The sequence below is a fragment of the Streptomyces sp. NPDC058371 genome (assembly GCF_042723265.1).
In the GTDB taxonomy this organism is placed as follows: Bacteria; Actinomycetota; Actinomycetes; order Streptomycetales; family Streptomycetaceae; genus Streptomyces.
The window spans coordinates 271,106-296,318 of the sequence record NZ_JBHXJC010000006.1; the positions used below are offsets into that span (position 1 = coordinate 271,106).

A 25,213-nucleotide genomic window follows, 5' to 3' on the forward strand; every position below is an offset into this window, starting at 1 on the left:
CCGCGAGCAGACGGTAGAGACACGGAAATCCAATCGCCTGAGGGGAGTGATGTCTGGGAACCCGGTCGTCCTCCGGGGTCCCAGGGCGTTGGGGGCTCGGTGCCGAAGCGGCTCGGTTGAGCAGCGGCTCGGTGCGGGAGCCGTGGCGCGGGCAACGTGCTCGGTGCCCGCGCCGTGGCGCGTGGGTGAAGCTCGGTGCTCGTGCCACGGCGGGGGGTTCGGTGTTCTTGCCGTGGCGCGTGGGTGAAGCTCGGTGCTCGTGCCACGGCGGGTGCTCGGTGCTCTTGCCGTGGCGGGGGCCTGCGTGTGTGGTGCCGGTCTACGAGGCTGTTGTCTCCGGGGACAGGGGTGGGTCCCCGGCGTCGGTGTTCCTCGAAGGGCGCGGGGGCGGCCCGGAGGCGCCGCGGTCGTCGAGGCTGAACAGCCGGTCGCGGATCTTCCGCTCGAACTGGCTCTGCGTGGTGGCGATGTGCTCCACCATCAGCTCACTGGCGCGGTCGGTCTCCCCCGCGGCGACCGCCTCCGCAATGGCGAGATGCTGACGTGCGGCGACTTCCAGCGAGCCGGGCGCGTCGCCGTGGAAGAGCAGCACATCGGACTGGGACGCGAGGCGGCGCACGCCGGCGACGCTCGATCTCAGGAACACGTTGTGCGAGGCGGCCCCGACCGCGTCGTGGAACGCGGCGTCGGCCTTGGCGAAGGCGTACCCGTCGTCCTTCCCGGCCGCCACCAGGGAGGTCTCGGCACTCTCCCGGATGGTCCGGACCTCGATCGGCGTGGCCAGGGACGCGGCACGGCGGGCCGTCTCCGACTCGATCACCGTCCGGTAGTCCAGGAGCATCAGGACGTCTTCCATGCTCGTCGGCCGGAAGTGCGAGAGCTGGTCGTCCACCAGGCCGCCGGCCGAGTCCGCGACGAAGATTCCGGCGCCGCGCCGCACGCTCAGCCGGCCGATGGCGGCCAGGACCTTCACCGCCTCGCGGGTGACGTTGCGGGAGGCGCCCAGGATCTGGGCGAGGCCCTGTTCGGTGGGGAGCCGGTCGCCGGACCGCAGGTTCTGTTCGGCGATGTAGTTCAGCAGCTGCTCGGCGACCAGTTCGTACCCCGGCCGGTAAGGACGCGACGCCTCGCCATCTCCTTCGCCAGGGACCTGTCCTGGTTCGGCCACTGCGTACCCCCCTCTTGTCCGTTCGGATTAATCAGGTTCATCGGCGGTGGCCACTATGACATCGGTGTTACACGTTGAGAAGACTGCGAACAGAACTTAATTAATGGGCCTGTTGAACTACTCCTTAAGCCAACTAAAGCCGCATATCGTCGAAACTCTTGCACAGGATGGATCCCATCCTTAAGGTCCTGCCTGTCGGATGAAGCAGATCCTTGCCGGATGAATCAGATTCTTCGCGCAACGGGGAGCGGCGGCGCCCGGGACGGCCCGCCGCACGACTGCCACCAGCACCTCGTCCGGCGCGAGCCGCCGTCGGAGCGCGGGCCCGTGCGGCCCACCGGCGCCCCACGCGGCGGGACTTCGAGAACGCACAAGGAGAGCTGACCACGATGCAACGCTTCGCCGCCGTGATCCGGCTGCGCCCCGAGAAGGAGTCGGAGTACCGCGCACTCCACGCCGTCGCCTGGCCGGACGTACTCGCCGCCCTCAAGCGGGCCAAGATCGGCAACTACTCCATCTTCCTCCGCGACGGACTGCTGTTCAGCTACCTCGAATACACGGGGACCGACTACGCCGCCGACACCGCGGCGATCGCGGCCGATCCCGTCACCCGGGACTGGTGGGCGCTGACCGACCCGTGCCAGCAGCCGCTGGACACCGTGAGCGAGGGACAGTGGTGGGCCCCGGCCGAGGAGATCTTCCACCTCGACTGACGGCACGTACCTCGGGCCCGTACCTCAAAGCCCGTACGCCTCCGGCCACTCCCCGTCCGCCGCGCCCGCACCTCCGGAATCCGTCTCCCTACGAATCCGCCCCCCATCCCCAAGGATCAAACGGTGCGCATCGACGCTCATCACCATCTCTGGGATCTCGAAGTCCGGGACCAGCCGTGGACCCGGGGCCTACCCGTCCTCCGCCGGACCTTCACCGCCGCCGAACTGCGCCCCGCGCTCGACCGGAACGCGATCGACGCCACCGTCGTCGTACAGACCATTGCCGTACCCGGGGAGACACCTGAACTGCTCGCCCTTGCGGCCGGGGATCCGCACATCCGGGCGGTCGTGGGCTGGACCGACCTGACGGACCCCGGCATCGCCGACCGGCTCGCGGAGCTGCGCGAGGGGCCCGGGGGTTCCGCGCTCGTCGGCATCCGGCACGGCATCCAGGACGAGGCGGATCCGGACTGGACGGCGCGTCCCGACGTCCGGCGCGGCATCGAGGCGGTCGGCGCCGCGGGCCTCGTCCACGACCTGCTGGTCCGACCGGACCAACTCCCCGCCGCCGTACGGGCGGTGCGCGAACTCCCGCACGTCCGCTTCGTCCTGGACCACGCCGGCAATCCGGTCGTGGGCGGCGACGGCCTCGCCTCGTGGACCTCGCCGCTGACCGAACTCGCCGACTGCCCCAACGTCGCCGTGAAACTGTCGGGCCTGGTCACCCGGACCACGGAGACGCCGGCCCATGCCGCTCTGCGCCCCTACGCGGACGTACTGCTCGCGACGCTGGGCCCGGGCCGCCTCATGTACGGCTCGGACTGGCCGGTATGCCTGCTCGCGGCCGAGTACGACGAGGTGCTGGCCGTCGCCGAGACCCTCACCGAAGGCCTCGGCGCCGAGGAGCGCGAGGCGGTCTTCGGCACGACCGCCGCCCGCTGGTACGGGATCCCCGTGCGAGAGCCCGCCGGCTCGGCCGTACGCGCGTCCACGTCGGCGCCCCGGGATTCGGCGCCGCCCCTCTCGGCACCCGGCTCGACTCCGGCCCGCCCAGTCGGCCCAGCCCACCCGACAGGGCCACCGTCGACCGAGCCCAAGTACCCAGCGCCTGAAGCGCGTTGAGCAGGTCGCCGAGACGAGGGCACTGAGCCCGGTCCGGCACTTCACCGACCGGGCGACCGAGACGGGCGCGGGCAGCGTCGGGTCGTGTGACGACTCGCCGGCGGGGCACCGGCCGAGTCGTCCGGGACCGAAGCCCGCACGGTGCGCCGACGAACCGCTCGGGCTGTGTGCCCGGGTACGGCTCAGTCGCGCGACCGCGGCACCGACGCCGCGTCGATCACCTGGCGCAGACCCTCCGTCAGATCCTCCGCGGAGGACGCGCTCGCCGGGTCGAAGAGCCACTGCACCATCAGGCCGTTGAGCAGCGCCTGGTAGAAGCCGCCGAGCGACTGCACGGTCCGCTCGTCGAGCGTCTCCTCCTCCAGCCCGGTGAACATCGCGACGAGCCCGGACCGCCCCTCGACCTGGGTCTTCGCCATCAGGTCCCGGAGCTGCGGCACCCTGTCCCCCTGCGTCGCGATCTCCATGCTCGCCGCCCACAGGGGGCGGAAGTCGTCGAAGGACTCCAGCATCCGCGCCCACACGTTCTGGAACCGCTCGACGGAACCCCCGGGCTCGGCCTCACGCGCCGACGGCGGGTCGAACCGGTCGCCCCACTGCTGGATCAACTCCACGAAGGCCTGCGTCAGCAATGCGTCCTTCGATCCGTAGTGGTAACCGATGGACGCGAGGTTCGTCCCCGACTCCTTCACGATGTCGCGCGCCGTCGTGCGCACGAACCCCTTCTCCAGCAGGCAGCGCTTGGCGCCTTCGAGCAGATCCTCACGGTGTCCCATGCGGGCCAGCGTACCTTCGATTCAGACGCTCGTACCAGACGCATGTATTAGACAGTCGTTCTAGACAAGCGTTTAAGACGCTCGTACAGTCCCTGTCATGACGAACTCGACGAGCACGACGAGCACTTCCCCCGCACCGGGCACCCGCGCCGGGCGCCGTGAATGGACCGCCCTCGGCGTCCTGATGCTTCCGCTGCTGCTGGTCTCGATGGACGTCTCCGTCCTCTACTTCGCGATCCCCTCGATCAGCGCGGACCTGGAGCCGAGCGGCACCCAACAGCTGTGGATCTTCGACATCTACGCGTTCGTGCTCGCCGGTCTGCTGATGACGATGGGCTCGCTCGGCGACCGCATCGGCCGCCGCAAGCTGCTCCTGTTCGGCGCCGCCGCCTTCGGGACCGCCTCGGTCGTCGCCGCGTACGCCAACAGCCCGGAGACCCTGATCGCGGCCCGCGCCCTCCTCGGCATCGGCGGCGCGACCCTGATGCCGTCCACGATGGCGATCATCCGCACGATGTTCACCGATCCCGGCCAGCGGGCGAAGGCGATCGGCATGTGGTCCGGCGTGATGACCGGCGGCATCGCGCTCGGCTCGGTGATGAGCGGTGTCCTCGTCGAGTACTTCTGGTGGGGCTCGGTCTTCCTGGTCAACCTGCCCGCGATGGTGCTGCTGCTGGCCCTCGGCCCGGTCCTGCTCCCCGAGTCCAAGAACCCCGAGCCCGGCCGCTTCGACTTCCTCAGCGTGCCGCTGTCGATGGCCGCCGTGCTGCCCGTGATCTACGGCGTCAAGGAGATCCCCTCCGAGGGCTGGAAGCCGCTGTACGTCGTCTCGATCGCCGTCGGTCTGGTCTTCGCCGCCCTCTTCGTCCACCGCCAGCGCACGGCCGAGTCCCCGCTGATCTCCCCCGCCCTCTTCCGCGGCCGCGGCTTCGCGCCGGCCGTCGTCCTCAACCTCATCTCCTCGTTCGCGATGATGGGTTCGGCGTACTTCACCACCCAGTACCTCCAGTCCGTCCTCGGCAAGAGCTCGATGGAGGCCGCGCTGTGGGCGCTGCTGCCGACGGTCCTGGTCGGCGTCGCGGCCCCGGTCGCCGCGCAGTTGGTGCAGCGGGGCGTGCACCGCGCCCACGTCGTCTCCGGCGGGTTCGTCGTCGCCGCCTGCGGCTACGGGCTGCTCACGCTCGCCGGTACGGACTCGATGTGGCTGGTCCTCGCCGGCGCGGGTGTCCTCGCCGCCGGAATCGTCAGCGTGATGTCCCAGATGATGGACCTCGCCCTGGGCACGGTCCCCGTCGGCAACGCGGGCTCCGCCTCCTCCCTGCTGGAGACGGGCGCGGAGTTCGGCGGCGCGCTGGGCATGGCGGTGCTCGGTTCCATCGGCACGGCCGTCTACCGCCACGACATCCCCTCGGGCGTCCCGGCCGCGGCCCACGAGACGCTGGGCGGCGCACTGGCCGTGGCCGGACAACTGCCGGGCCGCACCGGCGACGCCCTCACGACGGCCGCCCGGGCCGCCTTCACCAGTGGAATGAACGCGGCGGCCATCGCCGGCGCGCTGCTCCTGCTCGGCGCGGCCGCCCTCGCGACGGCGACACTGCGGAAGGTCCACGTACGCGAGCCCGAGGCCGAGCCCACGGCTCCCGAGCCGACCGAGGCCCTCGTATGACGAGCCCGCTCGCCGCATTGCGGGAACCTGGGACGCTCTGGGCCGGGCCGGGCTGGGCTGGGCTGGACGCCCCAGCCCGGCCGAGCGGGTTTGGTTTCAGCCCGTCCGGCGCTTGAGGACAAGGCCGTCCAGACCGACCCGACGACACCCGGGCCAACCGCAACCATCCAGCCCGGGCCGAACAGGTTTCAGCCCGTCCGGCGCTTGAGGACAAGGCCGACCCGACGGCACCCGGGCCAACCGCAACCATCCAGCCCCGGCCGAACAGGTTTCAGCCCGTCCGGCGCTTGAGGACAAGGCCGTCCAGGCCGATCGGGGGTCCGGGGGCGGAGCCCCCGGGTGGGCACACCGAGGAGCCCCAGGTGGCCACCCCAAAACGCAGGGGTGCCGTGTCAGTGCCGCATGCCAGGATGGGTCACGTGTCACAGACCTTCGGTACACCGTTCATCGGCCGGGCAGACGAACTCGCCCGGCTGACCGGCGTGCTGAACCGCGCCCACGCAGGCGACCCCCGCGCCGTCCTCGTCGCCGGAGACGCCGGCGTCGGCAAGACCCGCACCCTGGCGGAAGCCGCCGCGCACGCCACGGACACCGGCATGACCGTCCTCACCGGCCACTGCGTCGACCTCGGTGACGTCGGCCTGCCGTATCTGCCGTTCACCGAGATCCTCGGCCTCCTCGCCGCGGACGAGCGGTTCGCACCCGCCCTCGCCGCGCACCCCGCGGTCGACCGGCTGCTGGGCAGCGGAGCGGACGGCGGCTCGGACGCGGGCGGCCGGCTGCGCCTGTTCGAGGGCATGGCCGGGCTGCTGGCCGATGCGGCCGAGGTCGCCCCCCTGCTGCTGGTCCTGGAGGACCTGCACTGGGCGGACCAGTCCTCCCGCGACCTGCTGCGTTTCCTGCTCAGCCGCGGGGTGTTGCAGCGCCCCCAGGCGCTCGGCCCGGCCCGCGCGAGCGGGACGCCCACGGTGGCCGGCGCCCCCGCCCGAAGAGGCGGCGCACCCCGCCTGGCGATCTTCGCCTCGTATCGGGCGGACGATCTCCACCGCCGCCACCCACTGCGCCCGCTGCTCGCCGAGCTGGTCCGGCTGCCGGCCGTCGACCGCCTGGAGCTGCGGCCGATGGCCGACGCGGAGGTGGCGCGCCTGGTGCGCGCCTTGCACACCGACCCCGTGCCCGACACCACGGTCCGCCGCATCGTCGAGCGCGCCGAGGGCAACGCGTTCTACGCGGAGGAGCTGCTCGCCGCCACCGCCGACGCCGTACCGGGCGAGCCCGGCCTCGAGGGCAGTGCCGTGCCCAGCGGTCTGGCCGACGTTCTCCTGATCCGCTTCGAGCAGCTGTCCGCCACGGCCCAGCAGGTGCTGCGCACCGCCGCGGTGGCCGGCCGCCGCGTCGAGCACGAGCTGCTGCGCGACGCCGTCCAACTGCCGGAGGAGGAGCTGGAGTCGGCGCTGCGCGAGGCCGTCGGCAGACAGCTCCTCGTCCCCGCCGAGGGCGGCACGTACACCTTCCGGCACGCCCTCACCCGCGAGGCCGTGTACGCCGATCTGCTGCCCGGTGAGCGGGTCCGGCTGCACCGCGCCTTCGCCGGGCTGCTCGCCGCTCGCGGCCGGTCCGCCGAGAGCGCGGAGCGCGCCCACCACTCACGGGAGAGCCACGACCTGGCCGACGCGCTCACCGCCTCGCTCGAAGCGGCCGACCACGCGGCCCGAGTCGGCGCCCCCGCCGAGGAGTTGCGGCATCTGGAGGCGGCCCTCGACCTGTGGCCCGCGGTCGCCCCCGAAGAGCGGCCCCAGGAGGGCCTGGACACGGTGACCCTCACCCTGCGCGCCTCCGGTGCGGCCGCGCACGCCGGCGAGTCCCACCGAGCGGTCTCCCTGACCCGGGCCGCACTCGCCCGGGCGGGCTCGGACGCGGACTCGGAGCTGGCCGCCCGCGTCCGCTACACCCTCGCGGGCAACCTGATGCGGGTCGACAGCCTGAAGGCGGCGTTCACGTACAGCAGCGAGGCGCTCGCCATGATCCCCGCCGAACCGCCGTCGCGTACGTGGGTGTGGGCCGCCGCCACCCATGTCATGGCGGCGCGGCACATGGGCCACGAGGAGGACGCCCAGCGCGTCGCCCGCCAGGCCCTGATCGTCGCCGAGGAGCTGCAACTGCGCGACGCCCAGGCCGACTTGATCATCTCCCAGGTCGGCCTGGAGGGCCGCAACCGACGTGCCGCGGAAGGCCGGGTCCGGCTGGGCGAGGCCCGCGAGCTGGCCCGGAGCGCGGGCAACGTCTCCGTCGAGATGCGCGCGCTCTTCAACCTCGCCATCGGGTGCTACGAATCGGGTGAGCTGGACGAGTGCCTGACCTGGCTCTCCGACGGACTCGACCGTGCGGGCCGCGCCCGCGCCCTCGCCTCGCCGTACGCGCTGGAGCTGCGCTACCTCCAGGCCCTGGTCCTCTACACCCTGGGCCGCTGGGACGAGTGCGCCCGGGCGGCCGCCGTCGACGCCGATCAGCTGCCCACGGCCGCCGGCTTCGCGACCGGTCCCGCGCTGTACGTCGCACTGGCGCGCGGCGACCAGGGGGCCGCCGACCGGGCCCGGGCGCTCATCGCCGGCCCTTTCGACTGGATGGCCACGCTCGTCGCCTCCATCGTGCTGACCGACGCCGACACGCTCCGGGGCGACGCCGAAGCGGCCGTCGCACGGGTGCATTCGACGGTCGCGACCCTCACCGACGAGGCGGGCACCAACCACCCCGATGTCGGAGTGCGCCTCGCCGCCCTCGCCCTGGCGGCGGTCGCGGACCGGGCCGAGGAGCTGCGCCTGACCGGAGACCCGGCAGGCGCCCGCCACTGGACCAAGACGGCGACGGAACTGGTCGAGCTGGCCCGCGTCACGGCGACGAAGGGCGAAGACGGTTCCCAGCAGGGTCCCGAGGGCCTCGCCTGGCTCGCCCGCGCCGAGGCCGAGTGGACCCGCGCCCGCTCCGGCCCGGACGTCGCGGCCTGGGAGAAGGCGGTCGCCGCGTTCGCGTACGGCGATCCGTACGAGCTGGCTCGCTGCAGACGCCGGCTCGCGGAGGCGCTGCTGACGGCGGACCGGCGCGAGGAGGCCGCCGAACAGGCCCGCGCGGCCCACGACACGGCCGTCCGCCTCGGCGCCGTACCCCTGCGCGAGGACGTGGAGACGCTCATCCGGCGGGGCCGCCTCGCCCCGGCCCCCGCTCCGGCGCAGGGCGCGGCGTCCCTGACCTCCCGGGAGAACGATGTGCTGCGTCTCCTCGCCCGCGGCCGCACCAACCGCCAGATCGGCGAGGAGCTGTTCATCAGCGGCAAGACGGCCAGCGTGCACGTCTCCAACATCCTCGCCAAGCTGGGCGCCGCGGGCCGTACGGAGGCCGTGGCCATCGCCTACCGACAGGGCCTGATCGAGCCGGAGTCGCCCAGCTCCCCCTAGGCGCGCCCACCGCACGGCAAAGGGCCGGACCACCCGAAGGTGACCCGGCCCTCGACAAGCCGTAGGGCGAACCTCAGACGAGGTTGACCGACCGCGCCGACGTGGCGCCGATCTCGTCGGCGACCTCGGTGAGGACGGCCTGCGGGACCGTGTCGTCGACGGTGAGCACCGCGAGGGCCTCGCCGCCGACGGCCGCACGGGCGACCTGCATGCCCGCGATGTTGATGCCCGCCTCGCCGAAGATCCGGCCGACGGTGCCGACGACACCGGGACGGTCCTCGTAGCGCAGCACCACCATGTGGTCGGCGAGCGCGAGGTCCACGTCGTACTCACCGACGGCGACGATCTTCTGCAGGTGCTTGGGGCCGGCGAGCGTGCCGGAGACCGAGACCTCCTGGCCGTCGCTCAGCGTGCCGCGCACGGTGACGACGTTGCGGTGGTCCGGCGACTCGGAGCTGGTCGTCAGTCGCACCTCGACACCCCGCTCCTGCGCGAACAGGGGGGCGTTGACGTACGACACCGTCTCGTCGACGACGTCCTCGAACACGCCCTTGAGCGCGGAGAGTTCGAGCACCTTGACGTCGTGCTGGGTGATCTCGCCGTACACCTCGACGTCGAGACGGACCGCGACCTCGCCCGCGAGAGCGGTGAAGATGCGGCCGAGGCGCTCGGCGAGCGGCAGGCCGGGCTTGACGTCCTCGGCGATGACGCCGCCCTGGACGTTCACCGCGTCGGGGACCAGTTCACCGGCGAGCGCGAGGCGCACCGAGCGGGCGACGGCGATACCGGCCTTCTCCTGGGCCTCGTCCGTGGAGGCACCGAGGTGCGGGGTGCAGACGACCTGGTCCAGCTCGAAGAGCGGGGAGTCCGTGCAGGGCTCCTTCGAGTACACGTCGAGGCCGGCGCCCGCGACGCGGCCCTCCTTGAGGGCCGAGTACAGCGCGACCTCGTCGACGATCCCGCCACGCGCGGCGTTGACGATCCGCACCGACGGCTTGACCTTGTGCAGCGCCTCGTCACCGATGAGACCGAGGGTCTCGGGGGTCTTGGGGAGGTGCACGGTGATGAAGTCGGAGACCTCGAGCAGCTCGTCGAGCGACAGCACCTTGACGCCCATCTGCGCGGCCCGCGCGGGCTGTACGTAGGGGTCGTAGGCGACGACCTTCATGCCGAACGCGGACATGCGCTGCGCGACGAGCGCGCCGATGCGGCCGAGGCCGACGACACCGAGGGTCTTCTCCGCCAGCTCGACGCCCGTGTACTTGGAGCGCTTCCACTCGCCGTTCTTCAGCGCGGTGTTGGCCTGCGGGATGTGGCGCGCGGTGGCGAGCAGCAGACCGCAGGCCAGCTCGGCCGCGGTCACGATGTTCGACGTGGGGGCGTTGACGACCATGACGCCGGCCTTGGTGGCGGCGGAGACGTCCACGTTGTCCAGGCCGACGCCGGCTCGTGCGACGACCTTCAGCTTCTTCGCGGCCGCGACGGCCTCGGCGTCGACCTTGGTGGCCGAGCGGATCAGGATCGCGTCGACGTCGGCGATCGCGGGCAGCAGCTCGGCGCGGTCCGCGCCGTTGCAGTGCCGGATCTCGAAGTCGGGGCCCAGGGCGTCGACAGTCGCGGGCGACAGCTCTTCAGCGATGAGTACGACAGGTTTCGAGCTCACGTGAGTCCTCACAAGTCCATTGCGGACGGCCGTCCCGACGGCCGCAGGCGGTGGAGGGTAGCCGCGTGGAAGACGCACGACGCTGTGGGCCCGACGCGTATGTAGTACGGCAGTGTAGTGGCGCCGCGGAGGTCGTCTTACGCCTCTGCGGAAGGATCACCCGGACGTGGCTGGCCTCAATGGACAACACCGTTACCCCGGGTCGGCCCAGGGGCCGAAGCGGCTTGCTCCGGCCCCTGCGCGTACGGCTTACGCCTCTTCGTTGTCGACCCACGACATGAGCTTGCGGAGCTCCTTGCCGGTGGTCTCCAGGAGGGACTGCTCGTCCTGGGTCTTGTACTCGTTGTACTTCTTCAGACCGCCGTGGTACTCGGCCATCCACTCACGGGCGAAGGTGCCGTCCTGGATCTCGGCGAGGACCTTCTTCATCTCGGCCTTCGTGGCGTCCGTGATGATCCGCGGGCCGGTGACGTAGTCGCCCCACTCCGCGGTCTCCGACACCGACCAGCGCATCTTCTCCAGGCCGCCCTCGTACATCAGGTCCACGATGAGCTTCAGCTCGTGGAGGCACTCGAAGTACGCGATCTCCGGCTGGTAACCGGCCTCGGTCAGCGTCTCGAAGCCCGCCTTGACCAGCGCCGCCGTACCACCGCACAGCACGGCCTGCTCACCGAACAGGTCGGTCTCGGTCTCCTCGGTGAACGTCGTCTTGATGACACCGGCACGGGTGCCACCGATGCCCTTCGCATACGACAGGGTCAGCGGGAACGCCTTGCCGGTGGCGTCCTGCTCGACCGCCGCGATGCACGGCACGCCGCGGCCCTCCTCGTACTGGCGGCGCACCAGGTGACCGGGGCCCTTGGGGGCGACCATGCAGACGTCGATACCGGCCGGCGGCTTGATGAAGTCGAAGCGGATGTTCAGGCCGTGACCGAAGAACAGCGCGTCGCCCTCCTTGAGGTTGTCCTTGATGGACTCCTCGTAGACCTGCGCCTGGATCGGGTCCGGCACCAGGATCATGATGACGTCCGCCTCCGCGGCGGCCTCGGCCGGGCTCACCACGCGCAGGCCCTGCTCCTCGGCCTTCGCCTTGGACTTGGAGCCCTCGTGCAGACCGACGCGGACGTCGACGCCGGAGTCACGCAGCGACAGCGCGTGGGCGTGACCCTGGCTGCCGTAGCCGATGACCGCGACCTTGCGGCCCTGGATGATGGACAGGTCGGCATCGTCGTCGTAGAACAGCTCGGCCACTGGGATATCTCCTTGGTGTGCAGGTGTTGCGTCCCACCGTACGGCGGGCGGGGGAAGGGACGTTCTCGGGTCTCGGTATCCGGGCGGCCGGCGGTTCGTCCGCCGCCCGGATCAGGATCGTTTCCGACGGGCGCGGGCCGGTCCACGGTTGGCCGCGGACCGGTCCGGGCCTTATGCGGACCGGTCGAGCGCGCGCAGCGACCGGTCGGTGATCGAGCGCGCGCCGCGGCCGACCGCGATCGTGCCGGACTGGACGAGCTCCTTGATGCCGAACGGCTCCAGCATCTTGAGCATGGCCTCCAGCTTGTCGCTGCCGCCGGTGGCCTCGATCGTGACGGCCTCCGGGGAGACGTCCACGGTCTTGGCGCGGAAGAGCTGGACGATCTCGACGATCTTGGAGCGCGTCTCGTTGTCGGCGCGCACCTTCACCAGAACGAGTTCACGCTGAACGGCGGCGGCGGGCTCCAGCTCGACGATCTTCAGCACATTGACGAGCTTGTTGAGCTGCTTGGTCACCTGTTCGAGCGGCAGTTCCTCGATCACGTTCACCACGATGGTGATCCGGGAGATGTCGGGGTGCTCGGTGACACCGACGGCGAGTGAGTCGATGTTGAAGCCGCGCCGGGAGAACAGGGCGGTGATCCGGGCGAGGACACCTGGCTTGTTCTCGACGAGGACGGAGAGGGTGTGCTTGCTCATGGGTCTGACTCGGCTCTCTCTCAGTCGTCTTCGTTGTCGCCGAAGTCGGGGCGGACGTCCCGGGCGGCCAGGATTTCGTCGTTCGAGGTGCCGGCGGCGACCATCGGCCACACCATCGCGTCCTCGTGGACGATGAAGTCCACCACGACAGGGCGGTCGTTGATGGAGTTCGCCTCCTCGATCGCCTTGTCGAGGTCGTCGGGGGACTCGCAGCGGATCGCGTAGCAGCCCATGGCCTCCGACAGCTTCACGAAGTCGGGGACGCGGGTGCCGGCGCTGGGCTCCTTGCCGCTCGCCCCGGGGCCCGAGTGCAGCACGGTGTTGGAGTACCGCTGGTTGTAGAAGAGGGTCTGCCACTGGCGGACCATCCCGAGGGCGCCGTTGTTGATGATGGCGACCTTGATCGGGATGTTGTTCAGGGCGCAGGTGGTGAGCTCCTGATTGGTCATCTGGAAGCAGCCGTCGCCGTCCACCGCCCAGACCGTCCGGTCCGGCTGACCGGCCTTGGCGCCCATCGCGGCCGGCACCGCGTAGCCCATCGTCCCGGCGCCACCGGAGTTCAGCCAGGTCGCGGGCTTCTCGTACTGGATGTAGTGCGCGGCCCACATCTGGTGCTGACCGACGCCCGCCGCGAAGATCGTGCCCTCCGGGGCGAGCTGACCGATGCGCTCGATGACCTGCTGCGGGGAGAGCGAGCCGTTGTCGGGCTGCTCGTAGCCGAGCGGGTACGTCTCACGCCAGCGGTTCAGGTCCTTCCACCAGGCGGTGTAGTCGCCCCGGTGGCCCTCGCTGTGCTCCTTCTGCACGGCCTGGACCAGATCGGCGATGACCTCGCGGGCGTCCCCGACGATCGGCACGTCGGCGACCCGGTTCTTGCCGATCTCGGCCGGGTCGATGTCCGCGTGGACGATCTTGGCGTACGGCGCGAAGCTGTCCAGCTTGCCGGTGACGCGGTCGTCGAAGCGGGCTCCGAGGGCGACGATCAGGTCGGCCTTCTGCAGCGCGGTGACGGCGGTGACCGCACCGTGCATGCCCGGCATTCCCACGTGCAGCTTGTGGCTGTCGGGGAATGCGCCGAGCGCCATCAGGGTGGTGGTGACGGGCGCTCCGGTGAGTTCTGCGAGGACCTTCAGTTCGGCGGTGGCCTTGGCCTTCAGGACGCCGCCACCGACGTAGAGGACGGGCCGCTTGGCCTGGGTGATCAGCCGGGCGGCCTCGCGGATCTGCTTGGCGTGCGGCTTGGTCACCGGGCGGTAGCCGGGCAGGTCCTGGGTGGGCGGCCAGCTGAAGACGGTCTGCGCCTGGAGGGCGTCCTTGGCGATGTCGACCAGGACCGGGCCCGGACGGCCGGTGGAGGCGATGTGGAAGGCCTCCGCGATCGTCTTCGGGATGTCCTCGGCCTTGGTCACCAGGAAGTTGTGCTTGGTGATCGGCATCGTGATGCCGACGATGTCCGCCTCCTGGAAGGCGTCCGTACCGATGGCCTTGGAGGCGACCTGACCGGTGATCGCCACCAGCGGCACGGAGTCCATGTGCGCGTCGGCGATCGGGGTCACCAGGTTGGTGGCACCGGGGCCGGACGTCGCCATGCAGACGCCGACCCTGCCGGTGGCCTGCGCGTAACCGGTGGCCGCGTGACCCGCGCCCTGCTCATGACGGACGAGCACGTGACGCACACGCGTCGAGTCCATCAGCGGGTCGTAGGCCGGAAGGATCGCGCCGCCGGGAATGCCGAATACCGTGTCGGCCCCGACCTCCTCGAGAGAACGGATGAGGGACTTCGCACCCGTGACGTGCTCGGGAGCGGACTGATGTCCTCCGGAACGGGGCCGCGGATGCGGATGGTGGGCCCCGGTGGCCTGCTCGGTCATCGGCATTCTCTTCTCGATGCTGAGGGTTTTTGCGAGGTTTGTACGGTGTTCGGTTACTGCTCGACAGGCACCTGTGCAACAAAAAACCCCTCGTGCCGTGAGGCAAGCGAGGGGAGCGCGCCGGGTGCGGGTCGCTGGGTGTTCCGGATCGTCCTCCGGTGTGCCCCAGCTTCAGCCGACGCGCTTTCCAAGTACGAGAATTCGGGTGCGCATGGCATTGACCCTCCCCCCGGCACGCACTGACTGTCAAGTGGGTGGGACGGGAGTCTCATTATGTGAGCGGAGGGCCGTACCGCCTCCATAAACAGCGGGCACACCACTCGTGTATACCCCTGCGCCGCCACCCGCGAAAGCGGGCTCGACCGGTCCGTGCGGCACCGGATAGTGGCCGGAAGACAGCGCCCGGCGCAGCCGGTACTCGTCGAGTGGTCCGGAGAACGCCATGCCCTGGCCGTGCGTGCAGCTCATCGCGCGCAGAGCGATGACCTGCTCCGGGAGGTCCACCCCGTCGGCCACGGACTGCAGCCCCAGGTCGGAGGCGATCCGCAGCAGCCCGCTGGTGATCTTGTGCAGCCGCGCGGACTCGACGACGCCCTCGACCAGGCCCCGGTCGAGTTTCAGTACGTCGATCGGAAGCCGGCGCAGCGCCGTTATGGCCGCATAGCCGCTGCCGAAGCCGTCCAGGGCGATCCGGACACCGAGCCGCCGCAGCGCGTTCAGCCGGCGCTCCAGCTCGTCCAGGGAGACCCGTGGGTCGATGTCGGACAACTCGATGACCAAGGCGCCCGAGGCGAGCCCGTGCCTGGTCAGCAGGGCCTCCACGGAGCTGAGGGGCGTCGAGCGGTCGATCAGCCGGCGGCCGCTCAGCCGGACCGTCACGGGCACGCACAGACCGGTGGCAGTGCGCTCGGCGGCCTGCTGGACGGCCTGCTCCAGCATCCAGCGGCCCAGCTCGGCCGTGCGGTCGCTGTCCTCGGCCACCCGCAGGAACTCCGCGGGAGTGAAGAGCACCCCTTGGGAGGAGCGCCAGCGCGCCTGGGCGCTGACGGATGTGATCCGGCCGTTCTCCAGTGACACCACCGGCTGGTGCAGCAGCGCGAACTCACCGTCGTGGAGCGCCGCGCGCAGCCGTGTCGCCAGCTCCGCCTTGCGTACGACGTCCTGCTGCATCTGTGGCGCGTACAGCTCGACGCGGCCCTTGCCCGCCCCCTTGGCCCGGTACATCGCGAGGTCCGCGTTGCGCTGCAACTCGCCCGCTCCCAGGCCCGGTTCGGCGAAGGCGACACCGATGGACGCGGCGACCCGGACATCGTTGCCGTCGATGGCGTACGGCTGCGAGAGGGTGATCCTGAGCCGGTCGGCGAGCTCCGTGATGTGGCGCTCGCGCGCGCTGCGGTCACGGGTGCCGTCGCCGACGATGAGGGCCGCGAACTCGTCGCCGCCGAGGCGGGCGGCGGTGTCGCCCTGCCGCACGGAGTCCTGGAGTCTGCGCGCGGCCTGGACGAGGAGCTCGTCGCCGGCCTGGTGCCCGATCGTGTCGTTGACGGCCTTGAAGCCGTCGAGGTCGATGAAGAGGACGGCAGTGCCGCGGTCGCTGGAGCGGCGGCCGGACAGCGCCTGCTGGACCCGCTTGGTGAACAGCGCGCGGTTGGGCAGGTCGGTGAGCGGGTCGTGTTCGGCGTTGTGCTGCAGCTGCGCCTGCAACCGCACCCGTTCGGTCACGTCACGGCTGTTGAAGATGAGTCCGCCGTGGTGCCGGTTGACCGTGGACTCCACGTTGAGCCAGCCGCCGTCGCCGGACTTGAAGCGGCACTCGATGCGGGTGGTGGGTTCCTCGATGTGGCTTGCGGCCAGGAACCGGCGCACCTCGTGCACCACGCAGCCGAGGTCCTCCGGGTGGATCAGGGAGGCCAGTTCGGAGCCGACGAGATCCTCGGCGGGCCGGCCGTAGACCCCGGCGGCGGCCGGACTCACGTACCGGAGGATGCCGTTGGGTGCAGCGATCATGATGACGTCGCTGGAGCCCTGGACCAGGGAGCGGAAGTGGTTCTCCTTCTGGGCCAGCTCCTGGGTGAGGGTGATGTTGTCGAGCAGCATGATGCCCTGGCGCACGACGAGGGCGAGTACGACGGTGCCGCCGGTGATCAGCACCACGCGGTCGACGCTGTGGCCGTTGAGCACGTTGTAGAGGATCCCCAGCGTGCAGACGGCGGCGGCCAGATAGGGCGTGAGCGCGGCCAGCGAGCCGGTGATGGGCCGGGTGGCCGGGTACCGGCCGTGATCACCTCCCTGCACGGGCCCGGGCAGGGGCGTGTGCCCCTGCGGGGGTCGGGTTCCGCGGGACTGTCCGGTCCGGCGCGGGCCGGGCGGCGGCTGTCCGGGGAGGTGCTCGTGCACCACGCGCGTGTGCCCCTCGCCGTCCGGGTGCCCGGCGCTGCCGCCGACCCAGGGGGCGTAGGCGAGGAGGAGGGAGCCGGCGAACCAGCCCGCGTCGAGGAGCTGCCCCGAGCGGTAGTTGTTGTGCAGCAGGGGCGAGGTGAACAGGGCGTCGCACATCACGGTCAGGGCGAGCGCGCCGATCGCGGTGTTGACCGCGGACCGGTTCACCGCCGAGCGCCTGAAGTGCAGCGCGAGCACCATGCTGACCAGGGCGATGTCCAGCAGTGGGTACGCGAGCGAGAGCGCGGTGTGCGCGACGCTCGGTCCGTCGAACCTCGCCGCCTGGGCGAGCGCGAGACTCCACGACAGCGTGAGCAGCGAGCCGCCGATCAGCCAGGCGTCCAGGGCCAGACAGACCCAACCCGCCTTCGTCACCGGGCGCTTGGCGAGCACGAGGAGTCCCACGATGGCGGGTGGCGCGAAGCACAGGAAGAACAGGTCCGCGTAACTGGGACTGGGCACGGGGATCCCGAGCACGACCTCGTACCACCCCCAGACCAGATTGCCCAGCGCCGCCATCGCGGAGGACAGCGAGAACAGCAGCCACGCGGGCCGAAAGCGAATACGCCGGCTACGGGCGTAGAGGAAGCAGGAGACCGCCGCGGTGGCCGCGGCGGCGCTCAGCCCGAAGTCGCCCATGACGAGGGCGACCTTCGCGGAGCCCCAGCCGAGCGCGGAACCGACGGCGTATCCCGCGCACACCAGGGCCAGTACGAGTTGGGAACACAGGCCCACCCCGCCGCCCGGACCCGGTCGTTGGGCCAGCAGCGTCCCCAGGACGCGCTGCATCCGGAGCGCTCCGCCGAGGACGGTGGGGGGAGAGGGCGGGGAACTCACCGGGCCCACCCGGTCCGTGCCGCTGCCGGGTCCCGCTGGTCGCGGTGCGCCGGATGGGCGTGCTTCCTGCGGCCACTGTGCCTGCGGTGGTGGTGATGGCCAGTGTGGCTGTGGCCGCGTCTGCGCGTCGTCGCACACCAGGGTCGCCGTCGGCGGCCCCGCCGCGTCGGATCGTTCGTCCATAGGCCGTGCATCGCCCGTCGCCCCCCTCACAGTCTGATGTCCATCCCCGGCGCCGAACGGTGCACGGCGCAGCCCCTGTCGGGACGATACACCAGTCTCGTCACTCAGGGACATAGTTCCTCTACGCTCCGTGACGACCAGCGGGAATGCCCGTACTGCCCGCGTCCGGGGGACTGCGGAGCGTGCGCGAAGCGGACGGGGAGTGAACGGAACGGGGCCTACGCGCCGGTGGTGAGCACCACGTTGTCCAGCGGCTCCCCGCGCGCGAAACGGTTCAACTGCGCCACCAGGAGCCGCTTGGCGCGCGGCAGGAACGCGGAGGTGGGACCGCCGACGTGCGGGCTGATGAGTGCGCCCGGCGCGTGCCACAACGGGTGCCCCGGGGGCAGCGGTTCGGGGTCGGTGACATCGAGCGCCGCGGTGATCCGGCCCGTCTCCAGCTCGGCCAGGAGCGCCTTGGTGTCCACGACGGGGCCGCGGGAGACGTTCACGAGGAGGGCGCCGTCCTTCATGCGCCCGAGGAAGTCGGCGTTCACCAGGCCACGCGTGGTCTCGGTGAGCGGCGTGGACAGGATGACGACGTCGGCCTCCGGCAGCAGGGCGGGCAGATCGGTGAGCGGATGCACGGGACCGCGCTCCGTGGTGCGCGCGGAGCGCGCGACGCGCGCCACCCGCGCGAGCTCGAACGGCGCGAGCCGGTCCTCGATGGCGGACCCGATCGACCCGTAGCCCACGATGAGGACGGACTTGTCGGCGAGCGCCGGCCGGAACCCCGACCGCCACTCCTCCTTGTCCTGTCCTCGTACGAAGTCGGGGATGCCGCGCAGCGACGCGAGGACCAGGGTCAGGGTGAGTTCGCCGGTGCTCGCCTCGTGCACCCCGCGCGCATTGCACAGGCGCACTCCCGGGCGCAGGTACTTGAGGCCGGGCTCGACGTGGTCGATGCCCGCGGACAGGGTCTGCAGTGCTTGCAGGGACGTCATCCCGGGCAGCGGCCGTACGGCGACGTCGGGGCCCTTCATGTACGGCACCACGTAGAAGGCACACTCGGCCGGGTCCGCGGGAAAGTCCTGGTCGCCGTCCCAGAAGAGGTAGTTGAGGTCCTCCGGGAGGCCCTCGATGTCGTCTGCGTCGAACGGAAGCCACACATCGGAAGTCATGGTCAGGAGGCTATGCGAAGGCCGCGGTGACGCATTGGTTAGGTTGGGGCGCCAGGAGAGGGAGGGTTCGGCCAGGTGGAGCGCAGGACGATCGGTGCGGCGACGCTCGATGTGGGGGCCGTCGGACTGGGGTGCATGCCGATGAGCTGGGCGTACACCGGTTCGCGGCAGCGGGGCGACGAGTCGCTGCGGACCGTGCACCGGGCCCTCGACATGGGCTCGTCACTGCTCGACACGGCGGACATGTACGGCCCCTTCACCAATGAACTGCTGGTCGGGCGGGCCTTGAAGGAGCGGCGCTCGCAGGCGTTCGTGTCGACGAAGGTCGGCCTGCTGGTCGGCGAGCAGCACATCGTGGCCAACGGCCGTCCCGGCTATGTGAAGCGGGCCTGCGACGCGTCCCTGCGCCGGCTCCAGACCGAGGTGATCGACCTCTACCAGCTGCATCGCGCGGACCCGGAGGTTCCGGTGGAGGAGACCTGGGGCGCGATGGCCGAGCTGGTGTCGGCGGGGAAGGTGCGGGCGCTGGGGCTGTGCGCGGTGGGCGCGCGGACGCCCCGCCGCCCGGGGGCGCGGCTGCACGACGGCACGATCCGGCAGCTGGAGCGGGTGCAGCAGGTCTTCCCGGTGAGTGTGGTCGAGGCGGAGCTGTCGGTGTGGTCGCCGCAGGCCCTGGACGCGCTGCTGCCGTGGTGCGCGGCGCGTGGGGTGGGCTTCCTGGCCGCCATGCCGCTCGGCAACGGATACCTGACCGGGACGCTGACTCCCGGCGAGGGCTTCGAGCCGGACGACCTGCGCGCCCGGCACCCCCGCTTCACGGCCGAGATGATGGCCGCGAACCAGCCGATCGTGGCCGCGCTGCGCCGTATCGCCGCGCGGCACGGCGATCAGGTGACACCCGCGCAGGTGGCCCTGGCGTGGGTGCTGGCGCAGGGCCGGCACGTGGTGCCGATACCGGGGGCCAAGCGGGAGCGGTGGGTCACGGAGAACGCGGCGGCCGCCGGCCTGCGCCTGACGCCGGAGGACCTGGCGGAGGCGGCACGGCTGCCGGGGGCGCGGCGGTCGTGGGACTGAAGGGCTGCCGGGGGCGCGGCGGTCGCGGCGGTCGCGGCGGTCGCGGGACGGAACGGCTCCCCGGGGCACGACGCTCGTGGGGCCGAACGGAGTTCGACGGCCGGAGGCGGCGCGAGGGTCCGGCGAGCGGACGGAGTTCCGGAACATCGGCTGCCGGTGATCGGGAACCTGTGAGGCGCGAGCGGTGTATGAACAGTAGGACCGCCGCGTCGAAGGGACCTTGATCGTGCAACGTCGAGCTGTGACGGCCGTCTTGGCCACGGCCGCGCTCATGCTGACGGCCGGCTGCTCCTCCGACGACGGAGGAGAGCCGGCCGGCGCCACGAGCGCCTCATCGAGGGGTACGAGTCCGGGCTCGTCGCCCTCCGGACAGAAGCAGGACGACCCCCCGCCCGCCAAGGGCTCGGTGAAGGTCGTGCGCACGGTCGCCGAGGACCTGAAGTCCCCCTGGGGCCTGGCCCCGCTGCCCGACGGCGGCCTCCTGGTCTCCTCCCGCGACGAGGGGACGATCACGCGGGTCGACGAGAAGACCGGCAAGAAGACCGAGCTGGGCGAGGTGCCCGGGGTGGCCCCCGCCGGCGAGGGCGGCCTGATGGGCCTTGCCCTCTCCCCCACGTACGCCTCGGACCACATGATCTACGCGTACTTCACGACGGCGTCGGACAACCGCATCGCCCGCATGCTGTACGAGGAACAGAAGCCGGCGGGCGAGCAACTGGGCGCTCCGGACACGGTCTTCAAGGGCATCCCCAAGGGCGTCATCCACAACGGCGGCCGGATCGCCTTCGGCCCCGACAAGATGCTCTACGCGGGCACGGGCGAGACGGGTGACCGTGGTCTGGCCCAGGACAAGAAGTCACTGGGCGGCAAGATCCTGCGGATGACCCCGGACGGCGAGCCGGCGCCCGGCAATCCCTTCGGCGACTCGGTCGTCTACTCGTACGGCCATCGCAACGTCCAGGGCCTCGCCTGGGACGACAAGCAGCGTCTGTGGGCGTCCGAGTTCGGCCAGGACACCTGGGACGAACTGAACGTGATCGGCCCCGGCGACAATGACGGCTGGCCGGATGCCGAGGGCAGAAGCGACAGCACCGAGTTCAAGAACCCGGTGGCCCAGTGGCACACGGACGAGGCGTCCCCGAGCGGCATCGCCTATGCGGAGGGCTCGATCTGGATGGCGGGCCTGCGCGGCGCCCGCCTGTGGCGCATCCCCCTGGACGGCACCAAGGCCTCGGCGGACCCCCAGTCCTTCCTCAAGGGCGAGTACGGCCGGCTGCGCACAGTGGTCTCCGCCGGCGGGAACAAGCTCTGGCTGGTGACGAGCGAGACGGACGGCCGGGGATCCCCCGAGAAGGGGGACGACCGGATTCTGGAGCTGGAGGTGACATAGGCGCCGGCCCGGCGCAGATGACGTCAGGCCTGGTCCGGCCGGCCCTCGGCGCCGGCTTCCGAGGCAGCGGCCGGGTCCTCGTCCTCGATGTCGGCTTCCGAGGCAGTGGCCAGGGCCTCGTCCGCGGCGCCGGCTTCCGGGGTGGCCGGGTCCTCGTCCTCGGCGGCCGCCTGTTCCTGCGTCGGCCGGCGTACGACGACCTTGCCCGAGGTCAGGTCGATGGGCCCGCGGCCCGGGTCCCCGTCGTTGAGGTCGACGCGCGTCAGCTCCAGCCGCTTGCGTTCGTCATTGGTGTGCTTGCGTCCCGGTGCGAACAGCTCCTCGAACATGTTGAACACGGCGCCTCCCTCGGCCCGGGATCACTGACAGCGTAGGCCTCAGCCCACCGCATGGGCAGCGGGTGTCTCCGACGGAAACAGCCTCAGCCGGTGCGCCAGCGCCGCCGCCTCTCCCCGGCCGGAGACGCCCAGCTTGGCGAGGATGTTCGAGACGTGGACGCTGGCCGTCTTCGGCGAGATGAAGAGCGTTTCGGCGATCTGGCGGTTGCTGCGGCCGGCGGCGACGAGCCGGAGCACGTCACGCTCGCGGCTGGTCAGGCCGAGCGACTCGACGGCGTCGGCGGGGGCCGGGGCGGACGCCGTGGAGGCGTGGCCGAGGGTGAGGCGGGCGCGCTGGGCGAGTAGGGCGACGGCGTCGCCGAGCGGGCGGGCGCCCAGGTGATCGGCGGCCGCCCGGACCAGCCGGAGCAGTTCGGTGGCGCGGGCCCGGGCGTCGTCGTCCGCACCCGAGAGGAGCAGGGACTCGGCCAGGCGCAGCCGGACCCGGCCGAGGTCGTAGGGGCGCTCCAGGGATTCGACGGCGGTGACGACACCGAACCACTCGTCCGGGGTCGTCACGCCTTCGGCACGGGCCAGTTCGGCACGCACCCACTTCTCGTACGCGCGCCAGATGGGTGCGCCGGTGGGCAGGGACTTGGCGGCCGTGCGGATGCGCTCGACGGTGTCCGCGCGGCCCGGTTCGGCGACGGGCAGCCCGCGGGCATCGGCCTCCGCGGCGGCCGACGCGAGCAGCAGCGGCCAGCCGTAGCGCTGGGTGCCGGGCGGGAAGCCGCTGTCCAGCGCCTCGTACAGTGCGGTGCGGGCGTCGAGAAGGCGGCCCTCTCCCGCGGCGACGCCGATGGCGATGCGCAGCAGGGGCAGGACGTTCTGGGACACCGGGTCATGGGTGCCGAAGTACGTGCGGGCGGCCGCGAGGCGGCGGGCGGTCTCGGCCAGGTCGCCCCGGGCGAGGGCGATGTGCGCGAGACGGGTGGAGCCGCCGCCGCGGGGTTTGGCGCTCTGCCCGGTGGTGTGTGCGTTCAGCGCGGCCTCGGTCGCCTCGTCCCAGCGGCCCAGGGAGTAGAGCGACTCGGAGAGGTTGGTCCACACCCAGGCCTCGGAGTCCAACAGGCCCATCTTCTGCGTGAGTTCGATGCCCTCCCGCAGTACCTCGGCCGCCTCCTTGGAGCGGCCGACGCCCTCCAGGACCGACGGCAGATTCACATGGCTGCGGCCCACCACACCGGCCACGCTCCGCTCGACCACCCGGTCCCTGGCCTCGAACATCTCGGCCAGGCCCGGCTCGATGTCCCCCGCGTCGACCATGAGCGCGCCCAGGGTGAGCCGGGCGTTCAGCTCGATGTCGTCGGCGCCCACCATGCGCGCGTACTCGACGGCGCGCTGGGCGTCGGAGAGTGCGTCGGCGCCGGGCTCGTGCAGCATGGACCAGGCGGCGACCATGGCCAGTACCTCTGCGTGTACCTCGGAGGGCGGCAGTCCGCGGACCAGCTCCTGGGCGGTGGCGAGTTCCTTCCAGCCGTCGCCGCGGGCCTGTGCCTGCACGAGCCGGGAGCGCTGGACCCAGAACCAGGCCGCGCGCAGGGGGTCTTCCTCCTCCGCCAGGAGCCGCAGCGCCCGCTTGGTGATCTTCAAGGCGCGTTCGCGCTCCCCGCACAGCCGGCCGGCGACGGCGGCCTCGGCCATCAGGTCGAGATAGCGCAGCGGTGTGGTGGCCGGGTCGCAGCCGCAGGGCGGGTAGACCTCGGTGTAGTCGACGGGGCGCAGTGCGGTGCGTACGGCGTCGGGGGTGACGTCCCACAGCTCCATCGCCCGCTCCAGGAGCCGCAGTTGCTCGGAGTAGGCGTGCCGGCAGCGCGCCTCCACGGAGGCGTCGAGGACGGCGGGCAGCGCCTTGGCGGCGTCATGGGCGTGGTACCAGTAGGTGGCCAGGCGGGTGGCGCGCTCATCGGCCGGTACGAGCGTCGGGTCGGCCTCCAGGGCCTCGGCGTACCGGCGGTTGAGGCGGGAGCGCTCGCCGGGCAGCAGGTCGTCGCTGACCGCCTCGCGGACCAGGGAGTGCCGGAAGCGGTAGCCGTCGCCGCGGGGTGCGGCGAGCAGGATGTTGGCCCCGACGGCGGCCCGCAGGGCCTCGATGAGGTCGTCCTCGGAGAGCCGGGCGACGGCGGCGAGCAGCGGGTACTCGACGGTGGAGCCGCCCTCCGCGACGATCCGGGCGACCCGCTGGGCGTCCTCGGGCAGCCCTTCGACGCGGACGAGGAGGAGATCGCGGAGCGAGTCGGTGAGGCCGCTGCAGCAGCCGTCGTGGGACGCGACGGCGAGTTCCTCGACGAAGAAGGCGTTGCCGTCGGAGCGTTCGAAGATCTCGTCGACCTGGGCCGGGTCGGGCTCATGGGCGAGGATTCCGGCTATCTGGCGGCCGACCTCGGTGCGGTTGAAGCGGCCCAGTTCGATGCGGCGGACCGTGCGGAGCCGGTCCAGTTCGGCGAGCAGGGGGCGCAGCGGGTGACGGCGGTGGATGTCGTCGGCGCGGTAGGTGGCGACGACGACGAGACGGCCGCTGCGGAGCGTGCGGAAGAGATAGGCGAGCAGGTGGCGGGTGGAGGCGTCCGCCCAGTGCAGGTCTTCGAGGGCGACGACGACCGTGCGGTCGGCCGCGATGCGCTCCAGGAGACGGGCGGTGAGCTCGAAGAGACGGGCCATGCCGTCCTCGTCGGGCCGCCGGCCCCGGGAGGCCTCGCCGAGTTCGGGCAGCAGCCGGGCCAGCTCCTGCTCCTGTCCGGCGGCCGCGGCGGCGAGCTCCGCGGGCAGTTCGCGGTGCAGGGCGCGCAGCGCGGTGGAGAACGGGGCGAAGGGGAGCCCGTCGGCACCGATCTCGACACAGCCGCCGAGCGCGACGACGGCACCCTCGCGACAGGCCGCGTGCGCGAACTCCTCGATCAGCCGGGTCTTGCCGACGCCGGCCTCCCCGCCGAGCAGCAACGCCTGCGGCTCGCCCGCGGCGGCGCGGGCGAGCGCATTGTTCAGTGCCTTCAATTCGTCGGCCCGGCCGACGAACACCGGGCTGACGGACCTGGTCTCCACAGCGCCGAGCATCGCACAGGGGTCCGACAGTGCGGCATTGGTTATCGGCAGGACGCCGCCCGGGCGGGCTGCCCGTACGACGCCCGAAGCCGCCGCGGGCAGGCCGGTTGGAGCGGCTCCACGCGCGTCGGGAACATCCGCGGCGCCCCGCTCCGAAGCGGCAGAAGCGGCAGAAGCGGCCGTGGGAACCGCACGTGAAGCGGACGTCGTCCCGGCAGCTCGCTGAGCTGTCGGGGAGGGACTCCCCCCTTCGGGGCAGGGCAAGCCCCCTGGGACCCCCCCCCCCCCCCCCCCCTTTCTTCCCCCCGGGGCGGCCCATTTTCCTGCGGT

The 25,213-nt window shown here is 71.6% G+C and carries 15 protein-coding genes and 1 pseudogene; 6 read left to right on the forward strand and 10 right to left on the reverse strand.

Annotated elements, in window-relative coordinates; translation table 11 throughout:
- Window positions 1–319: 319 nt before the first annotated feature.
- Entirely contained in the window at window positions 320–1,168 is an 849-nt protein-coding gene (locus tag ACFWM2_RS20815; protein ID WP_383281704.1) for a FadR/GntR family transcriptional regulator, read from the reverse strand.
- A 389-nt stretch (window positions 1,169–1,557) separates the two neighbouring features.
- Between ACFWM2_RS20815 and ACFWM2_RS20820 the strand changes: the two genes are divergently transcribed.
- Window positions 1,558–1,881 (forward strand): L-rhamnose mutarotase, encoded by a 324-nt coding sequence (locus ACFWM2_RS20820; RefSeq protein WP_383281707.1) that lies wholly within the window; start codon window positions 1,558–1,560, stop codon window positions 1,879–1,881.
- A 123-nt stretch (window positions 1,882–2,004) separates the two neighbouring features.
- Window positions 2,005–2,832: pseudogene (locus ACFWM2_RS20825) on the forward strand (amidohydrolase family protein); the annotation flags it as partial.
- A 353-nt stretch (window positions 2,833–3,185) separates the two neighbouring features.
- Here ACFWM2_RS20825 and ACFWM2_RS20830 read toward each other — a convergent pair.
- Complete coding sequence (locus ACFWM2_RS20830; protein ID WP_383281710.1) at window positions 3,186–3,779, reverse strand: TetR/AcrR family transcriptional regulator; 594 nt, start codon at window positions 3,777–3,779, stop codon at window positions 3,186–3,188.
- A 97-nt stretch (window positions 3,780–3,876) separates the two neighbouring features.
- Between ACFWM2_RS20830 and ACFWM2_RS20835 the strand changes: the two genes are divergently transcribed.
- Together ACFWM2_RS20835 and ACFWM2_RS20840 are read left to right on the forward strand one after the other, a co-directional pair.
- Window positions 3,877–5,445: an MFS transporter gene (locus tag ACFWM2_RS20835; protein WP_383281713.1), complete on the forward strand. Its 1,569-nt coding sequence runs from the start codon at window positions 3,877–3,879 to the stop codon at window positions 5,443–5,445.
- Window positions 5,446–5,855: 410 nt separating this feature from the next.
- A complete protein-coding gene (locus tag ACFWM2_RS20840) occupies window positions 5,856–8,897 on the forward strand; it encodes an AAA family ATPase (protein WP_383281716.1) in 3,042 nt (1,013 codons plus the stop codon).
- A gap of 73 nt (window positions 8,898–8,970) precedes the next feature.
- Here ACFWM2_RS20840 and serA read toward each other — a convergent pair whose 3' ends face one another.
- The 6 genes from serA to ACFWM2_RS20870 form a co-directional block, all read right to left on the reverse strand.
- Window positions 8,971–10,560, reverse strand: a complete 1,590-nt coding sequence (serA, locus tag ACFWM2_RS20845) for a phosphoglycerate dehydrogenase (protein WP_383281719.1) — start codon at window positions 10,558–10,560, stop codon at window positions 8,971–8,973.
- 249 nt (window positions 10,561–10,809) lie between these two features.
- A complete protein-coding gene (gene ilvC / locus ACFWM2_RS20850) occupies window positions 10,810–11,811 on the reverse strand; it encodes a ketol-acid reductoisomerase (RefSeq protein ID WP_383281722.1) in 1,002 nt (333 codons plus the stop codon).
- A gap of 171 nt (window positions 11,812–11,982) precedes the next feature.
- Window positions 11,983–12,510, reverse strand: a complete 528-nt coding sequence (gene ilvN, locus ACFWM2_RS20855; RefSeq protein WP_383281725.1) for an acetolactate synthase small subunit — start codon at window positions 12,508–12,510, stop codon at window positions 11,983–11,985.
- Between the two features lie 20 nt (window positions 12,511–12,530).
- A complete protein-coding gene (locus ACFWM2_RS20860) occupies window positions 12,531–14,387 on the reverse strand; it encodes an acetolactate synthase large subunit (RefSeq protein ID WP_383281728.1) in 1,857 nt (618 codons plus the stop codon).
- Window positions 14,388–14,627: 240 nt separating this feature from the next.
- Window positions 14,628–17,657 carry a putative bifunctional diguanylate cyclase/phosphodiesterase gene (locus tag ACFWM2_RS20865; RefSeq protein ID WP_383281731.1) on the reverse strand — a complete coding sequence of 1,010 codons (3,030 nt, stop codon included), beginning with the start codon at window positions 17,655–17,657 and terminating at the stop codon, window positions 14,628–14,630.
- Window positions 17,658–18,058: 401 nt separating this feature from the next.
- Window positions 18,059–19,000, reverse strand: coding sequence for a 2-hydroxyacid dehydrogenase (locus ACFWM2_RS20870; RefSeq protein WP_383281734.1), 942 nt, complete (start codon window positions 18,998–19,000; stop codon window positions 18,059–18,061).
- 75 nt (window positions 19,001–19,075) lie between these two features.
- Here ACFWM2_RS20870 and ACFWM2_RS20875 point away from each other — a divergent pair, with 75 nt between their 5' ends.
- Complete coding sequence (locus tag ACFWM2_RS20875; protein ID WP_383281737.1) at window positions 19,076–20,074, forward strand: aldo/keto reductase; 999 nt, start codon at window positions 19,076–19,078, stop codon at window positions 20,072–20,074.
- 271 nt (window positions 20,075–20,345) lie between these two features.
- Window positions 20,346–21,464, forward strand: coding sequence for a PQQ-dependent sugar dehydrogenase (locus ACFWM2_RS20880; protein WP_383282002.1), 1,119 nt, complete (start codon window positions 20,346–20,348; stop codon window positions 21,462–21,464).
- 23 nt (window positions 21,465–21,487) lie between these two features.
- On the opposite strand, the gene ACFWM2_RS20885 is transcribed toward ACFWM2_RS20880, so the two are convergent.
- Window positions 21,488–21,802, reverse strand: a complete 315-nt coding sequence (locus tag ACFWM2_RS20885) for a DUF6191 domain-containing protein (RefSeq protein ID WP_383281740.1) — start codon at window positions 21,800–21,802, stop codon at window positions 21,488–21,490.
- Between the two features lie 39 nt (window positions 21,803–21,841).
- Complete coding sequence (locus tag ACFWM2_RS20890) at window positions 21,842–24,895, reverse strand: AAA family ATPase (protein WP_383281743.1); 3,054 nt, start codon at window positions 24,893–24,895, stop codon at window positions 21,842–21,844.
- Window positions 24,896–25,213: the final 318 nt, after the last annotated feature.

Bases quoted from the DNA above. Each gene is read 5' to 3' on its own strand.
- ACFWM2_RS20820 (WP_383281707.1), top strand. From the start codon at position 1,558: ATGCAACGCTTCGCCGCCGTGATCCGGCTGCGCCCCGAGAAGGAGTCG.
- ACFWM2_RS20830 (WP_383281710.1), bottom strand. From the start codon at position 3,779: ATGGGACACCGTGAGGATCTGCTCGAAGGCGCCAAGCGCTGCCTGCTG.
- ACFWM2_RS20835 (WP_383281713.1), top strand. From the start codon at position 3,877: ATGACGAACTCGACGAGCACGACGAGCACTTCCCCCGCACCGGGCACC.
- ACFWM2_RS20840 (WP_383281716.1), top strand. From the start codon at position 5,856: ATGGGTCACGTGTCACAGACCTTCGGTACACCGTTCATCGGCCGGGCA.
- ilvN (WP_383281725.1), bottom strand. From the start codon at position 12,510: ATGAGCAAGCACACCCTCTCCGTCCTCGTCGAGAACAAGCCAGGTGTC.
- ACFWM2_RS20860 (WP_383281728.1), bottom strand. From the start codon at position 14,387: ATGCCGATGACCGAGCAGGCCACCGGGGCCCACCATCCGCATCCGCGG.
- ACFWM2_RS20870 (WP_383281734.1), bottom strand. From the start codon at position 19,000: ATGACTTCCGATGTGTGGCTTCCGTTCGACGCAGACGACATCGAGGGC.
- ACFWM2_RS20880 (WP_383282002.1), top strand. From the start codon at position 20,346: ATGCTGACGGCCGGCTGCTCCTCCGACGACGGAGGAGAGCCGGCCGGC.
- ACFWM2_RS20890 (WP_383281743.1), bottom strand. From the start codon at position 24,895: ATGCTCGGCGCTGTGGAGACCAGGTCCGTCAGCCCGGTGTTCGTCGGC.